This window comes from Deinococcus koreensis (genome assembly GCF_002901445.1).
GTDB lineage: Bacteria > Deinococcota > Deinococci > Deinococcales > Deinococcaceae > Deinococcus > Deinococcus koreensis.
Genome location: NZ_PPPD01000001.1, coordinates 3237408 through 3250756, shown reverse-complemented (window position 1 = coordinate 3250756; position 13349 = coordinate 3237408). Strand labels below are relative to the sequence as shown.

Below are 13349 nucleotides of genomic sequence, written 5' to 3'. Positions count from 1 at the left end.
ATCTCTACTTGACGGTCACCCGCATCGCCGGCGCCGGCAGCTTGACGGGCACGCCGTTCGCCAGTCCCGCGAACCAGCTTTCGAGCATGTACTCACCGACTGGCAGCGTCAGCTCACGCGAGTAGCTGGCATTCCCCTTCACCGGGGCCGACTTCACGATGAAATCCTGCGTACACAGCCGCTTCGCACCTGGTGTGGGATACACGACCTCGCCCGTGCCCACTCGCACGACCCGCAGCAGCGGAGCTACAGCGCAGTTTTGGGCGTTGTCACGCCGAGCACCGAAGACCAGGGTTCGGGTGCCCGTATTCCGGATGGTGAAGGTGAGTTTCAGGGGGCCGGTCACGCTGCGCGGCGTGAACAAATTGGCGGCCACATCGGCCAGAGGGACTGGAGCGGGCGCGGGCTTCGCAGGTGCAGGCTTTCCGGGCGCGGGAATCGGCGTCGGCGCGATTTCTCCGGGCGTGCCCGTCTGCGGCGGCACGGGCGGAATCTCCGGCAGGCTGGCCGTGGCCTGGGCCAGCGCGGGGAGGGCCAGGGCGGCGCAGGTCAGGCCACGGTGCAACGCGGAGCGCAGAATCATGGGAACAGCCTACAGGCCAGGGTTGATGGCGGTCTGATAGCGGGGGTCACGGGCCTCCCTGTCCAACCCAGCTTCCTTTCGCCCACGAGGGCCTGCGCTATCCTCCACTCACCGCGCCGCTCTGGCACGGTCATCCAGAATCGCCGGAGGGTATTTCCTGCCCCCTGATGGCGTGGCAACCGGCCCTCATCGCGGTATTCGGTGCCCACAGGAGAGACCCGCGCAGGGGCGCCGACGATGGCGCAGGCGGGATCGATGGCCCTTCAGACGGCGCTCTGCACAGTGGAACCAGCACCGTGAACAGCGCAGATCATTCGGGCCGCCAGTGAGCGGCCTCCTTGTACTCCGGGAGAACCACGTGACGACTGCAGACATCCGCGCCGAGGCGCAGAAACGAATCCTGATCCTGGACGGCGCCTGGGGCACCATGCTCCAGCGCGCCAGCCTCACCGAAGCCGACTTCCGCCTGCCGGACGCCGACCCCCTGCGGATGTACCGGGGCAACTTCGACCTGCTGCAGCTGACCCGGCCCGACGTGATCCGGGGGGTGCACCGCGCCTATTTCGAGGCCGGCGCGGACATCGCCTCCACGAACACCTTCAACTCCACCACCATCAGCCAGGCGGACTACGGCACCGAAGCCCTGGCCCACGCCATGAACGTAGCGGGCGCCCGGCTGGCCCGCGAGGTGGCCGACGAGTTCACCGCCCGCGACGGCCGGCCGCGCTGGGTGGCGGGTTCCATCGGCCCGACCAACCGCACGGCGACCCTCTCGCCCGACGTGGAGCGCCCCGAGTTCCGCAACGTGACCTTCGACGGGCTGGTCGAGGCCTACACCGCCGCCGCGCTGGGGCTGATCGAGGGCGGGGCCGACCTGCTGCTGCTGGAAACGGTCTTCGACACGCTGAACGCCAAGGCCGCGCTGTTCGCCTGCGAGGAGGCGTTCGCCCGGAGCGGGAAAACCCTGCCGGTGATGCTCTCGGGCACGATCACGGACGCCTCGGGGCGCACGCTGAGCGGGCAGACGCCGGAGGCCTTCGCGGTCAGCACGGCGCACGCCCACCTGTTCTCCCTGGGCCTGAACTGCGCGCTGGGCGCCGACCTGCTGCGGCCCCACCTGCGCGACATCGCCGCGAACACGGAGGCGCTGGTCTCCGTTCACCCCAACGCCGGCCTGCCCAACGCGTTCGGCGAGTACGACGAGACGCCCGAGCACACTGCCGCCGTGCTGGCCGACTTCGCCCGCGAGGGGCTGGTCAACATCGTGGGCGGTTGTTGCGGCACCACGCCCGAGCACATCCGCGCCATTGCCGACGCCGTGGCTGGCCTGCCGCCCCGCACCGCGCCGAAGCTGCCGCCCTACCTGCGCCTGAGCGGACTGGAAGCGCTGACGGTCACGCCGGAGCTGAACTTCGTGAACGTGGGCGAGCGGACGAACGTGACCGGCAGTCCGAAGTTCTCAAGGGCCATCCTGGCCGGGGACTACGACGCCGGCCTGAAGATCGCCCGCCAGCAGGTCGAGAACGGCGCCCAGATCGTGGACGTGAATTTCGACGAGGGCATGCTGGACGGCGAGGCCGCGATGGTGAAGTTCCTGAACCTGCTGGCAGGCGAGCCCGACATCTCGCGCGTGCCGCTGATGCTGGATTCCTCGCGCTGGGACATTCTGGAGGCGGGGCTCAAACGGGTGCAGGGCAAGGCGGTCGTGAACTCGATCTCGCTGAAAGACGGCGAGGAGAAGTTTCTGGAGCGGGCGCGGCTGCTGCGGCGCTACGGGGCGGCGGCGGTCGTCATGGCCTTCGACGAACGCGGGCAGGCCGACACGCTGGAGCGGAGACAGGAGATCACCTCGCGCGCCTACCGCCTACTGACCGAACAGGCCCACTTCCCGCCGCAGGACATCATCTTCGATCCCAACGTGCTGACCGTGGCGACCGGTATCGAGGAGCACGACCGCTACGCCATCGACTTCATCGAGGCGACCCGCTGGATCAAGGCGAACCTGCCGGGCGCGCTGGTGTCGGGCGGGATCTCCAACGTGTCCTTCTCCTTCCGGGGCAACAACCACGTGCGCGAGGCCATGCACGCGGTCTTCCTGTACCACGCGATCCGCGCGGGGCTGGACATGGGCATCGTCAACGCCGGGATGCTGGCGGTCTACGAGGACATCGAGCCCGAGCTGCGCGAGGCCGTGGAGGACGTGATCCTGGCCCGCCCGCCGAAAGAGGGGAACCTGAGCGCCACCGAACGCCTGCTGGAGCTGGCCGAGGGCTACAGGGGCGTGAAGCGCGAGGCCGCCGCCCAGAGCGCCTGGCGGGACGCCCCGGTGGCCGAGCGGCTGCGGCACGCGCTGGTCGCCGGTATCACCGACTTTGTGGAGGCCGACGCCGAGGAGGCGTACCGCGAGCTGGGCTCGCCCCTGCTGGTCATCGAGGGGCCGCTGATGGACGGCATGAACGTGGTGGGCGACCTGTTCGGGGCCGGCAAGATGTTTCTGCCCCAGGTCGTGAAGTCCGCCCGCGTGATGAAGCGCGCCGTGGCCTTTCTTACGCCGTACATGGAGGCCGAGAAGCAGGAGGCCGGTGGCAAGGGCCGGGTGCTGCTGGCGACCGTGAAGGGCGACGTGCACGACATCGGCAAGAACATCGTGGGCGTGGTGCTGGCCTGCAACGGCTATCAGGTGACCGACCTGGGCGTGATGGTCTCCACCGAGAAGATCCTGGATGAGGCCGCCCGCATCGGCGCCGACGTGATCGGGCTGAGCGGCCTGATCACGCCCAGTCTGGACGAGATGGTCACCGTGGCCCGCGAGATGCAGAGGCGGGGCATGACGCAGCCGCTGCTGATCGGCGGCGCGACCACCAGCCGCGCGCACACCGCCGTGAAGATCGACCCGGCCTATCCGGGGCCGGTGGTGCATGTGCTGGACGCCAGCCGCGCCGTGACGACCACTGCCGACCTGCTGGCCGATCCGGCGGCGGTGCAGGAGCGGGTGCGGGAGGAATACGACGCCCTGCGCCTGCGCCACGGCGACCGCCAGGTGCGCCTGATCCCCATCGAGACCGCCAGGGAGCGTGCCCCCCGCCTCTCCCCCACCCCGCCGCCCGCGCCGCGTGAGCTGGGGCGCAGGGTCATCGAACAGCCCCTTTCGGAATTGCTGGAGTACATCGACTGGACGCCCTTCTTCATCGCCTGGGAGATGAAGGGCCTCTACCCGACCATCCTGAGCGACCCCCTGCGCGGCGAGGAGGCCCGCAAGCTCTTCGCGGATGCCCAGGCGCTGCTGAAGCGGATCGTTGACGAGGGCCTGCTGACGGCGCGCGGCGTGATCGGCCTGTGGCCAGCGCGGCGGGAGGGGGACGACATTGTTGTTGATGGTCGATGGTCGATGGTCGATGGTAACGAGACCAGACCATCAACGATCAACGATCAACCATCAACCCTCCACACCCTGCGCCAGCAGCGCGACCAGACCACGCCGAACGTCGCGCTGGCCGACTTCGTTCAGCCGGAGGGTGACCACATCGGCGCCTTCGCGGTCGCCATCCACGGCGCCGACGAACTGGCCCAGGCCTTCGAGGCCCAGCACGACGACTACAACTCCATTCTGGTCAAGGCGCTGGCCGACCGGCTGGCCGAGGCCTTCGCCGAGAAGCTCCACCGCGACGTGCGGGTGGGCCACTGGGGCTATGCGCCGGACGAGGCGCTGGGCACCGCGGAACTGATCCGCGAGCGCTACGACGGCATCCGCCCCGCGCCCGGCTACCCCGCCCAGCCCGACCACACCGAGAAACGCACGCTGTTCACCCTGCTGAATGCAGAGGAAATCGGCCTGCAGCTCACCGAATCCTGCGCCATGTGGCCCGCTGCCGCCGTGTCGGGCCTGTACTTCGCGCACCCGGACGCCCGGTACTTCGCCGTGGGCCGCATCGGCCGCGATCAGGTCGAGGACTACGCGGCGCGCAAGGGGATGCCCCTGGACGAGATCGAGCGCTGGCTGGGGCCGATTCTTGGCTACGCGGCAGAAGGCGGAAGGCAGAAGGCGGAAGGCCAGGGTGAGCTGTTGCCATCTGCTATCAGCCTTCTGCCCTCTGCGGCCGCCCGAGGCGGCCCGTGACCCGGATTTCCGTCGAACTCGTCCCCCGATCCCGAAGTGGCCTGCGCGCCGAGCTGGCCGAGGTCGCCGAACATCTGAGCACCGTGGACACCGTGAACGTGCCCGACCTGACACGTTACTCGCTGCGCTCGTGGCTGGGCTGCTCGTTCGCCCGGCCCCGCCACCGCGCCGTGCCCCACCTGCGGGCGGTGGACTACAACCCACGCGAGCCGCTGCCCATGCTGGAGTCGCTGGATACGCACGGCATCGACGAGGTGCTGGTGGTCACCGGGGACGCGCCCGCCGACATGAGCGCGAAGGTCTACGACCAGGACGCCGTGGACATGATCCGCCGCCTGACCCGCGAGGCGCCGCACCTGCGCGTCTATGCCGGCCTCGACCCCTACCGCCAGTCCTTCGCCCGCGAGCGGGACTACCTGGAGCGCAAGCTGGACGCCGGCGCCTGCGGCTTTTTCACCCAGCCCTTCTTCGACCTGCGCCTGATGGACGCCTGGGCCGACCTTCTGCCAGACAGCACCGAGGTCTGGTGGGGCGCCACGACGGTGCTCACCGAGTCCAGCCTGAACTACTGGCGGGCCCGCAACCACGCGGTCTTTCCGCGCAGCTTCGAGCCCACCCTGGACTGGAACCGTGGTTTTGCCGCCCAGGCCCTCGCCTTTGCCCGCGAGCGCGACCAGCACGCCTACTTCATGCCCGTCAAGGCGAACGTGTTGGAGTATCTGGGCGGGATTCTGTAGGCGGGGTGGCGTGAACCCCTCAGTCGCCTTCGGCGCCAGCTCCCCTGGGGGGAAGCCAAGAAGTCCCTGGCTCCCCCCCAGGGGAGCTGGCCGCGTAGCGGACTGAGGCGCCCGCAGCCTTAACGTCACCTCCTCAGCTGTTGTCCACCACCACCGTGAAGCTCTTGCTGATCTTGCCCTTCGCGGGCACGTCCACCTTCAGGTTGGCGATCCCCTGGTTCTTCACAGGCGCCGCCGTGTCGATGATGATGATCCGCCCGCCGATCCGCTCGGTGATCTCGGCGCGGATGGCGCGTTCCTTGCTGCTCTCGAAGGCGTAGGTGACCTTATAGGTCGTCCTGACCACGTTGCCCTTGCCGTCCTTGACCTGCGCGGCGGTCTGCACGGTGCGGGTGTAGGCCACGTCTGGGTCGTCGCCCAGCGTGAATTCCACGGTGCCGCCCTTGCGGGTCTCCCCGATGTTCGTCTGACCGACGATGCGGCCATCCTCGCGCACCGTGATCGGCCCGGCGGGCAGGCGGTCGTCGGCCTTGAAGCGGTAGAAGCGGCTCAGGGTGCCGTCCTGGGGCTCGGTGCTGAAATAGGTGTTCAGGCCCACGTAGCGCTCGAAGGTGTTGAGCTTCGGCGTCAGGAAGGGCAGCGTGACCACCGCGTTGGCGGGCAGGGTAAAGGGCGTGCTCAGGGCGTAACGGTACAGGCCGCGCAGTTCGCCCTGACTCTCGATCTTGGGCGCGGGGGCGGGCGCTGCCATGGCGACATCGGCGGTCGCCTCGCGCATCATGAAGCCGGCCTGTGGGTTGCCCTGCACGTTCACGTCGCCGGCGTACAGCTCGGTGGTCTTGACGTCGTAGGGCAGATCCGTGGCGTTGCGGATGTCGGCCAGGGCCGAGAGCTGCGCGCCGCCGCTGCCCGCCTTGAGGGTGTAGCGCGGCGCCCACGACACCGAGCGGGTCAGGTAACTGAGGGTGCCGCTGCCCGCCTTCTGCAGCGTGTAGGTCAGCGTCTGCGAGGGCGAGAGCGGGTTACTGGGCGGCGCCACGTCGAACTGCAGCTCCTCGTAGCGGGCCGTGAAGTAGCGGCCCTGGGCGTCTTTCACCAGCAGGTCGCGCGCCCGCACCAGGGTCACGGGCTGGGTCTTGCCGTCGCGCAGCAGGTAGACCGTCTTGCCCTCCAGGCCAGCGAGCCAGTTGGCCTCCTGCTTCTGGATGGCCTGGGTGAAGTCCAGCCCCTCCAGGTCGATGCTGCCGGGCAGGATGCCCGCCCAGGTCTCCTGCGGCAGGCGGACGGTGAGGGTCGTGGAGGAGGCGCTCACGCCCTCGCGGACTTCAGTGAAGCTGGGGTAGATCCGCAGGTCGGCGGCGAGGGCGTGAGAGGCGATCAGGGCGGCAGCGAGCGTGGCGGCTTTCTTCATGAACCCATCGTGCGCCGGGCTCAATTGTGAGATGTGAGAGGTTCGGTCAGGAATGAAACAGAAATCCCGCCTCCCTGTGGGGGTCGGCGGGATCGCAGTGCCTAGGGCTTCAGAGAACGTCGTCGCGGATGCAGGCCTTGAAATGGCCGGGCGAGACCTCACGCAGTTCGGGCACCACGTTGGCGCACTCGGCGATCGCGTAGCGGCAGCGGGTGCGGAACACGCAGCCACTGGGCGGGTTGATCGGGCTGGGGATGTCCCCTTCCAGGATGATGCGCTGGCGCTTAATGGTGGGGTCGGGCACCGGCGCGGCCGAGAGCAGCGCTTCCGTGTACGGGTGCTTGGGGTTGTTGTTCAGCTCGTTGCTGGGCGCGATCTCCATGATGCGGCCCAGGTACATCACGATCATGCGGTCGCAGATGTACTCCACGACGTGCAGGTCGTGCGCGATGAACAGCACCGTCAGGCCCAGCTCCTCCTGCAGATCCTGCATCAGGTTCACGACCTGCGCCTGAATCGACACGTCGAGCGCCGAGACCGGCTCGTCGGCGACGATGAAGGTCGGATCGACCGCCAGGGCGCGGGCGATGCCGATGCGCTGGCGCTGGCCGCCGGAGAACTCGTGCGGGTAGCGGCGCATGTGCTCGGGGCGCAGGCCGACCCGCTGCAGCAGCTCCGCGATCCGGTCGATGCGCCCCTTGCCCGGGTGCAGGTTGTGGATCTGCATGGCCTCGCCGATGATGTCCGAGACGGTCATGCGCGGGTTGAGCGAGGCGAAGGGATCCTGGAAGATGATCTGCATCTCGCGGCGGTAGTCCCGCATCTGCCCCTTGGACAGCTTGGTGATGTCGGTGCCGTTGAAGATCACCTGCCCGCCGGTGGGCTCGATCAGCCGCAGGATCGCGCGCCCGGCGGTGGTCTTGCCCGAGCCCGACTCGCCGACCAGGCCGACCACCTCCCCACGGTTGACCGTGAAGGAGATGTCGTTGACGGCCTTGACGTTCGCCACGATGCGCGAGAGCAGCCCGCCACGGATCGGGAAGTACTTTTCGAGGTGCTGGACGTCGAGCAGCGTGTCGCCCTTGGCGGCCATGCCCCGGCTCACGCCGGCGTAGGCACTGGAGGTCGGTGTGGAAACGGGGGCGGTCATGCGCTCACCTCGGCCTGGGCCTGCTCGAATTCTCGCCAGCGGATACAGCGCGCCATGTGGCCGTGGCCGGTGTCTTCCAGCGCGGGCACGGCTTTACTGCAGTCGGGCACCGCGAACTTGCAGCGCGGCTCGAAGGAGCAGCCGGGCGGCAGGTCGAGCGGATTGGGCACGTTGCCGGGAATGGCCTCCAGGCGGCCCTTGGGTGCGCCGGGCACATGCACGTAGTCGCCGGGGCGCGGAATGGAGTTCAGCAGCCCCATGGTGTAGGGGTGGCGGGGCGCCTTGAAGATCTCGACCACGTCGCCTTCCTCGACCACCCGGCCGCCGTACATGACCACCACGCGGTCGGCCATCTCGGCCACCACGCCCAGGTTGTGCGTGATGAACAGGATGCTCATGCCGATGTCGGTCTGCAGCTTGCGCATCAGATCCAGGATCTGCGCCTGGATGGTCACGTCGAGCGCGGTGGTGGGCTCGTCGGCGATCAGCAGGGCGGGGTTGCACGAGAGGGCCATGGCGATCATCACGCGCTGGCGCATGCCGCCGGACATCTGGTGCGGGTACTCGTGGACGCGCTTCTCGGGGGCGGGGATGCCCACGAAGCGCAGCATGTCGGTCGCCACGCCCAGCGCCTCTTTCTTGTTCTTGCCCTGGTGCAGCGTGACGGCCTCGGCGATCTGGTCGCCCACCGTGTACACCGGGTTCAGGGAGGTCATGGGTTCTTGGAAGATCATGGAGATGTCGTTGCCGCGGATCTTGCGCATGTCGGCTTCGGGCAGCGTCACGAGGTTCTTCTGCACGCCGTCCTTGCCGGTGAACAGGATCTCGCCGTCCACGATCTTGCCGGGCGGCATGGCGATCAGCCGCATGACGGACAGGCTGGTCACGGACTTGCCGGAGCCGGACTCACCCACCACCGCCAGGGTCTCACCCTTCTTGATGTGGAAGGTCACGCCGTCGACGCTCTTGACCACGCCGTCGTCGGTGTAGAAGTAGGTTTTCAGGCCGTTCACGGCCAGCAAGGTTTCGCCCTGATGGGTCATTGTTCCTCCGGGAATTGCACGCTACGCATCATACATTTTGGGAGCCCTTTACTGCCGTTTGCGGGGGTCGAAGGCGTCCCGCAGCCCGTCTCCCACAAACTGCCAGGCGATGACGGCCAGGAAGATGAAAATGCCCGGAATCAGCACCCAGGGCCGGCCGCTGATGCTCTCGAAACCGCCGTCCTGCGCGACCTTGAGCAGCGCCCCCCAGGAGGCGTAGGGCTCGACCAGACCGATGCCCAGGAACGACAGGCCACTCTCCAGCAGGATGTAGCTGGGAATGATCAGCGAGACCGCCACGATGATGAACGACAGGGTGTTGGGCAGCATGTGCCGCGAGATGATCCGGCTGTTGCCCGCGCCCAGCGCCTGCGCCGCCTGCACGTAATCGAGTTCGCGCGTGCTCAGGAGCTGGCTGCGCACCGTGCGGGCGATCCCGCCCCAGCCGATCAGGGCCAGGATGCCGATGATGAAGTACATCACCAGCAGCGGGTTGATGTCCAGCGGAAACAGCGCCCGCAGGGTGATCAGCAGGAAGAGTTCGGGCACGGCGCTGAGCACCTCGACGAGGCGCATAATCAGGGTGTCGATCCAGCCCCGGAAGAAGCCGGCAATGCCGCCCAGCAGCATCCCCAGCACCACCGAGACCAGGGTGGCGATCAGACCGATGCTCAGGCTGAACTGGCCGCCGAACAGCACGCGGCTGAACTGGTCGCGGCCCAGGTTGTCGGTGCCCCACAGGAAGATGCGCGCGGGCTCCTCGACGCCGAACAGCCGGACGTTCATGGGGATCAGCCCCAGCAGTTTGTAGGGGGATTCCGGACGCGGCACGAAGAAGCGCACCGGATACACCTGAGTCCTGTCCTCGACATAGTCGTCGCGGAAGGTTTCCAGGTTCACCTCGCGCTTGACGCCGTACACGAAGGGGCGCGTGAGGCGGCCGTCCTCGGTGCGGATGTGCACGCGGCTGGGCGGGGCCCAGGAGACGCGGGTCTCGTCGCTGCGGTACTCGGTGGGCGAATACGGCGACAGGAAAGGCGCGAAAATCGCCGAGAGGAACAGCAGGCCCAGGATGGTCATGCCCCAGCGCGCCAGCGAGTGGCGGGTGAACTGGCGCCAGGCGATCTGGTACAGCGACTGGGTCTGGATGGGCTTGGGGGAAGTCGGTGCAGTGGCGGTGGTCATGGCAGCCCTCAGTTGAACCGGATGCGGGGATCGATGACCGCCAGCAGAATGTCCGACACCACGTTCCCGACGATGTACAGCACCGTCGACAGGGCCGTGATGCTCACGATGACGTACAAGTCCTGGTTGCCCAGCGAGTCGAGCAGCAGCGGCGTGATGCCCGGCCACGCGAAGACCACCTCCACGAAGCCCGCCCCGGCGATCAGTCCGGGCAGCAGGCCGCCCAGCGAGGAGACCAGCGGGATCGAGGCGTTCTTGAAGGCGTGCTTGTAGGTGATCACGTTGTGCGCCAAGCCCTTGGCCCGCGCGGTGCGGATGTAGTCCTGCCCGAGCACCTCGAGCATCTGCGCGCGGATGAAACGGCTCTCGCTGGAGATGGAGCGCAGCGCCAGCACGATGCTGGGCGCCAGGGCGTGCAGGAACACGTCCCAGGCATAGGCGAGCGGGCCGGCATTCTCGGAGGCGGCGCTCGACTTGCCGATGATCGGCACGTCCCAGCCGGTGTTCTGCTTGATGGTCACCAGCAGGAAGATCACCAGCAGCCCGAAGAAGAACGACGGCAGCCCCAGGCCGAAGTAGGCGAAGACCGAGATCGCCTTGTCGGCGAAGGAATACGGGCGCAGCGCCCCGTACACGCCGATCAGGATGCCCAGCCCGTAGGCCAGGATGGTCGAGATCAGTACCAGGATCAGGCTGTTCAGGATACGTGGGGCGGCCAGCGTCCAGACCGGCTGGGCCGCCGCGAAGGAGTCGCCCAGGTCGCCGCGCAGGAAGCGGGTCAGCCACGACCAGTACTGCACGACCACCGGCTGGTCGAGCTTGTAGATCGTGCGGAGCTGGTCGAGCCGCTCGGCGCTGATGCGCGGGTTCTGCGAGAGCTGGGTCAGGAAGTCGCCGGGCGCGGCCTGCACGATGGCGAACAGGATGATGGTCGCCAGCAGGAACGTAGGGATCAGTTGCAGGAATCTGCGGAAGACGAAGGGAAGCACGCTTGTCCTTTTATACGCTCGCCGGGAGCCGCCAGGGTGTGAACGCCGGGGGCAGCCGGAGCAGGAGAGAACCGACCTCAAGAGGGTGCGCGGGGCCCGGACGACGGGCCCCGCGCACCGAGGAACTGGAGAACCGGGTGGGACTGACCGGGCCGGGGAAGGGTGTGAGACTCCTCCCCGGCCCCGCCCGGTTACTTGTTGACCCAGGTCTGGGCGATGTTGCGGACGCCGAAGTAGGGGCTGGCCCACAGCGGGGTCGCGATCTTCTTGGGAGACTCGCCCTGCACGCGGCTGTCCCAGGCGTAGTGGGCGTTCTGCGAGAGGATGTAGATCAGGCCCTGGTTGTCGACCTGCAGTTTCTGGATCTGGTTGGCGATGGCGCGCCGCTTGGCCTGGTCGAACTCGGCCGTGCTCTTGTAGAACAGGTTGAGCTGCTGGGTTTCCCAGGGCGCGATGCACTGCTTGCTCTGGTTGTAGCCGTTCAGGTCGCCGCCGCAGGTGAAGACCGAGGCCACGCCGACCGGGTTGATGAAGCCGCCGCCGCCCAGGCCCGTGATGGCCGCGTCGAACTGCCGGTTGGTCTTGGCCGCGTCGGCTTCGGGGTAGACCACTTCGAGCAGCTGGTTGAAGGGCACGAAGGACGTCTTGACCTCCACGCCGATCTTCTTGGCCTCATCCTTGAAGATGTTGGCGATCTGCTGGCGGCGGGGGTTCTCGGAGTTGGTGTTCAGCGTGAAGCTCAGGCGGTTGCCCTTGGAGTCCACACGGATGCCGTCGGCGCCGCGCTTCCTGAAGCCCAGGGCGTCCAGGGCAGCCGAGGCGGCGGTGGGGTTGAACTTGTACTTGTCGACGCTGGGGGCCACCCAGTCGCTGTACAGGGGGTACACGCTGGTGTAGGCGGGCACGCCCAGGCCGCCCAGCACCTGATCGATGATCTGCTCACGGCTCATCAGCTGGCTCATGGCCTGCCGGAAGCGCGGGTTGCGGAACAGCGTCTGCTTGAAGGGATCGCTGCTCTTGTTCCAGTTGAAGTACAGGAAGTCCACCGACGCGGCGGGGCCGGCGTTGGCGAGCACCTCGGCGCTCAGCTTGCCCCCGTTCTTGGCGGCCACGATCTGGGCCAGCTGGTCGCGGTTGGTCGGGGCGTGCAGATCGGAGTTCCCGGCCAGGAAGGTCGCCAGCTGGGCGTTGGAATCCTTCACCACGGCGTACTGCAGGCCGTCGAGGTACGGCAGGGCCTTGCCGGCGCTGTCCTTGTTCCAGGCGCCGAAGTTGGCGTTCTTGGTCAGGGTCAGACGCTCGCCGCGGCGGTAGCTCTGCACCTTGAAGGGACCGCTGACGACCAGCTTGCTGGGATCGGTGTTGATGTCCCACAGGGCACGCGCGGCCTTCACGCCGGCAGCGCCGCCCGCACCGAAGGCCTTGCCGAAGACGTGATCCGGCAGCGGGCTCAGGTAGGAGATGGTTTCCAGGTTCTGCACGGTGGCGCGCGGGAAGGTGACGCTGAGCTGCAGGGCGCCGAGCTTCTTGAAGGTCACGGGCTTGCCGTTGTCGCTCATGTACGAGTACAGGTTGGCCTCGTCGTCGGCGGCGTAGATCTTGAAGGCCGTGATGAAGTCGTCGGCGGTGATGGACTGACCATCGCTCCACTTCAGCTCAGGGCGCAGCGTGAAGGTGAAGGTGCGCTTGTCGGCCGACTGCGTGAACTTCTCGGCCATGTAGCCTTCGTACTCGTAGGTGTACGGATCGACCGTGAACAGTCCGCCCGCATCCGTCAGCTCGGGGATGTTCGGGCGGCCCTGGGCCACCAGCGGGTTAAAGGAGTCGAAGTCGCCGGCGACCGTCAGGCGCAGGGTGCCGCCGGTCTTGACGTCGCTGGGCTTGCTCACGGACTGATTGGCGGGGAACACGAACGGTGCGGCAGAGGCCGTCCCGAGGGTCAGGGCCAGGGCAACGAGAACGCTTTTCTTCATTTGATCCTCCGAACATTCTGGAAATGGGCTCAGCGGTTCTCACCGTTGAAGTAGACGGACAGCATGTTGTTTCCAGCGCGGTCAATATATGGATTGACTTAGGGAAGGTCAAGGGAGAGAGCGACGTTTGCTCATCCCCTGCCCATTCATGAGTGCCAGAC

General features: G+C 67.4%; 9 protein-coding genes. 2 read left to right on the top strand and 7 right to left on the bottom strand.

All coding sequences use genetic code 11. From position 1 onward, the window contains the following. Nucleotides 1-4 precede the first annotated feature (4 nt). On the bottom strand, nucleotides 5-583 hold the full coding sequence (locus CVO96_RS15285; RefSeq protein ID WP_103312962.1) for a hypothetical protein: 579 nt from the start codon (nucleotides 581-583) through the stop codon (nucleotides 5-7). Nucleotides 584-941: 358 nt separating this feature from the next. Between CVO96_RS15285 and metH the strand changes: the two genes are divergently transcribed. Further along, nucleotides 942-4700 carry a methionine synthase gene (metH, locus tag CVO96_RS15280; protein ID WP_165795318.1) on the top strand — a complete coding sequence of 1253 codons (3759 nt, stop codon included), beginning with the start codon at nucleotides 942-944 and terminating at the stop codon, nucleotides 4698-4700. Then, entirely contained in the window at nucleotides 4697-5437 is a 741-nt protein-coding gene (locus CVO96_RS15275) for a methylenetetrahydrofolate reductase (RefSeq protein ID WP_103312960.1), read from the top strand. Before metH ends, CVO96_RS15275 begins: the two co-directional genes overlap by 4 nt. 133 nt (nucleotides 5438-5570) lie before the next feature. Here CVO96_RS15275 and CVO96_RS15270 read toward each other — a convergent pair whose 3' ends face one another. The 6 genes from CVO96_RS15270 to CVO96_RS15245 all read right to left on the bottom strand — a co-directional run bounded on the left by CVO96_RS15270 (nucleotide 5571) and on the right by CVO96_RS15245 (nucleotide 13188). Continuing rightward, nucleotides 5571-6848 (bottom strand): DUF4139 domain-containing protein, encoded by a 1278-nt coding sequence (locus tag CVO96_RS15270; RefSeq protein WP_103312959.1) that lies wholly within the window; start codon nucleotides 6846-6848, stop codon nucleotides 5571-5573. A gap of 109 nt (nucleotides 6849-6957) precedes the next feature. Further along, nucleotides 6958-7941 (bottom strand): ABC transporter ATP-binding protein, encoded by a 984-nt coding sequence (locus CVO96_RS15265; protein WP_243398470.1) that lies wholly within the window; start codon nucleotides 7939-7941, stop codon nucleotides 6958-6960. Nucleotides 7942-7994: 53 nt separating this feature from the next. Further along, the gene (locus CVO96_RS15260; protein WP_103312957.1) at nucleotides 7995-9041 is read right to left on the bottom strand and encodes an ABC transporter ATP-binding protein; all 1047 of its coding nucleotides are present in this window, start codon (nucleotides 9039-9041) and stop codon (nucleotides 7995-7997) included. 48 nt (nucleotides 9042-9089) lie between these two features. Beyond that, nucleotides 9090-10226 carry an ABC transporter permease gene (locus CVO96_RS15255; protein ID WP_103312956.1) on the bottom strand — a complete coding sequence of 379 codons (1137 nt, stop codon included), beginning with the start codon at nucleotides 10224-10226 and terminating at the stop codon, nucleotides 9090-9092. Between the two features lie 8 nt (nucleotides 10227-10234). After that, nucleotides 10235-11215 (bottom strand): ABC transporter permease, encoded by a 981-nt coding sequence (locus tag CVO96_RS15250; protein ID WP_103312955.1) that lies wholly within the window; start codon nucleotides 11213-11215, stop codon nucleotides 10235-10237. A 191-nt stretch (nucleotides 11216-11406) separates the two neighbouring features. After that, nucleotides 11407-13188 (bottom strand): ABC transporter substrate-binding protein, encoded by a 1782-nt coding sequence (locus CVO96_RS15245; protein WP_103312954.1) that lies wholly within the window; start codon nucleotides 13186-13188, stop codon nucleotides 11407-11409. Nucleotides 13189-13349: the final 161 nt, after the last annotated feature.

Excerpts from the sequence above, each read along its gene's own strand:
- CVO96_RS15270 (WP_103312959.1), bottom strand. The coding sequence starts at position 6,848 with ATGAAGAAAGCCGCCACGCTCGCTGCCGCCCTGATCGCCTCTCACGCC.
- CVO96_RS15285 (WP_103312962.1), bottom strand. The coding sequence starts at position 583 with ATGATTCTGCGCTCCGCGTTGCACCGTGGCCTGACCTGCGCCGCCCTG.
- CVO96_RS15265 (WP_243398470.1), bottom strand. The coding sequence starts at position 7,941 with ATGGCCGCCAAGGGCGACACGCTGCTCGACGTCCAGCACCTCGAAAAG.
- CVO96_RS15260 (WP_103312957.1), bottom strand. The coding sequence starts at position 9,041 with ATGACCCATCAGGGCGAAACCTTGCTGGCCGTGAACGGCCTGAAAACC.
- CVO96_RS15255 (WP_103312956.1), bottom strand. The coding sequence starts at position 10,226 with ATGACCACCGCCACTGCACCGACTTCCCCCAAGCCCATCCAGACCCAG.
- CVO96_RS15245 (WP_103312954.1), bottom strand. The coding sequence starts at position 13,188 with ATGAAGAAAAGCGTTCTCGTTGCCCTGGCCCTGACCCTCGGGACGGCC.